The sequence below is a fragment of the Tepidibacillus fermentans genome, assembly GCF_004342885.1.
GTDB classification, from domain to species: domain Bacteria; phylum Bacillota; class Bacilli; order Tepidibacillales; family Tepidibacillaceae; genus Tepidibacillus; species Tepidibacillus fermentans.
The window spans coordinates 1-1,833 of the sequence record NZ_SMAB01000037.1 but is presented as its reverse complement, the minus strand read 5'-3'; the positions used below and the strand labels follow the sequence as shown (position 1 = coordinate 1,833).

Sequence of the window (1,833 nt, the reverse complement as noted above, 5' to 3'; positions counted from 1 at the left end):
CATATCTCATCGATCGGTCGTTTCATTTTCAAAAGACAGCGTGGAAGATGTGTATCTACCTTGGGATAGAGATTTTTTTATTTTCAGACAAAATTTGACACCTCCTATTGTAATAATTTGTTATTATTGGAATTAATAAATGAGAGTGTGGAAGAGGAGGTTAAATGATGTACGTTGTAGATGGTGCTGGTAGAATCTATTATCCCTCGAACTATACGAATTATTTATGGAGTGGACAAACGCTGAGAAGAGGAGACCGAAACGACTATGTGAAAACATTGCAGTCTTGGCTTTATAAAGCTGGATTCAATCCAGGGGCCATTGATGGAATTTATGGAGCAAATACAGAAAAGGCTGTGAAGGAGTTTCAAAAGAAGGTTGGAATCACAGCTGACGGAATTGCGGGAAAGCAGACATATCAGGCTCTGCAAAATTATTCAGGAACGAAAACGCCCACTTCCCAATCTACTTCATCAAGTATCGAACAGAAGGATAAGGTGGAAATTTCTCGAGAAGCGAACCAGCTGTTTACAGTTCAACAGAAAGCATCAAAATCGTGGATTGATACTGTGACCAGCTGGGTTAAATCGACTGCTGGATGGCTAAAGAAAGCGGGAGAATTTGTGCTTGAAGCCGCCGAAGACGGTCTTGACTTCCTAGTGCTTGATGACATCCGTACTCTTTTTGATCCGAATGCAGATAATTCTGCTAAAGTTCTTTCTCTGATTTCGCTTTTTCCTGCAGGGAAAGTGACAAAGGCTGGGAAAATCTTCAGTTTGTTAGAGAAATATGGGAAAGATGAGATAGTAGATACTGTGGTTGGGATGGGGAAAGTGATAAAATACAATGATAGGGCTGTTTTGATGGAGGGGAATGTCAGAGAGGGATGGCAGCACATTCTAGCTGGTCATGTGATAGGTAAAGCAGGAAAAACTCTATTTCCAAAACATATGGGAGAAGGAGAGATTAAAAACTTAATAATGGAGAGTGTGGAAAAGGGTAGGATTCGAACAAAACATCCAGATGGAACTGTTGAGTATGTATATAACCCTGGAAAATATGGCATTAGTGAGATGATTACTGTCGTAAGTAAGGATGGAATCATTCGAACTTCATATCCAACCAAAGGGAATAGTGTGGTAACGAAAAAGTAAGGGTGATGTGTATGTCCATTAAAATTTTATTGGAAGACTGGGAAAGAGATTGGGAAGAAACACTAAGAAGCGAAGAATTTTATAGTTTCTTTAGTTGCGAAATGTATATGAGAATTGACAACGGTACTGAACAAATGGTGATCAATGTTGCAACGATTTATGGAACAGCTTTGTTAAGTATAGCCGACGGTATCATTAATATGATCGTACACAAAGAGAATAAACCATTTAGAATCTCTGGTTTTGGCTCTATGTATGAGTATTTTTTTACACCAAAAGATAATAACATTAAAATTGAAGCGGTTAATGTCACAAATGATGTGGTAGAGTTCTCTCTTCTTTACGATAAGATGAAATTCTCTCGAGATTTTGTACGAGCATTGAAAAATCATTTACGACAGATTTCCTATATTAATCCTTTAATTAGAGAGCATGATACGTACAAGCTTCTCGAACAGAAATTAAATATAATTAGTGGTATTATTGAGAAGGTTTAATTCGATCGTGGGCAAAACGGATACAGTGTCCTTTGCCGAATGATCGTTGCAGCTTGCGAATTTTTCGAGGACGCGCTCAAAGAAATGTGGGAAAAGGCGGAGTGATCATCCGCCTTTTTGCACTCGAAAAAATTTTGCACGAGACAAAACTTCATAATTATCAAACCTTAAAATATCAATGT

2 protein-coding genes are annotated in these 1,833 nt (G+C 38.0%); both read left to right on the top strand.

Annotated elements, in window-relative coordinates:
* Nucleotides 1–167: 167 nt before the first annotated feature.
* Complete coding sequence (locus tag EDD72_RS12385) at nucleotides 168–1,154, top strand: peptidoglycan-binding domain-containing protein (protein WP_243643848.1); 987 nt, start codon at nucleotides 168–170, stop codon at nucleotides 1,152–1,154.
* A gap of 11 nt (nucleotides 1,155–1,165) precedes the next feature.
* Complete coding sequence (locus EDD72_RS12380; protein ID WP_132770819.1) at nucleotides 1,166–1,651, top strand: ribonucleoside-triphosphate reductase; 486 nt, start codon at nucleotides 1,166–1,168, stop codon at nucleotides 1,649–1,651.
* Nucleotides 1,652–1,833: the final 182 nt, after the last annotated feature.

What these genes read in the sequence shown, in the direction of transcription:
- EDD72_RS12380 (WP_132770819.1), top strand. Translation starts at nt 1,166, where the DNA reads ATGTCCATTAAAATTTTATTGGAAGACTGGGAAAGAGATTGGGAAGAA.
- EDD72_RS12385 (WP_243643848.1), top strand. Translation starts at nt 168, where the DNA reads ATGTACGTTGTAGATGGTGCTGGTAGAATCTATTATCCCTCGAACTAT.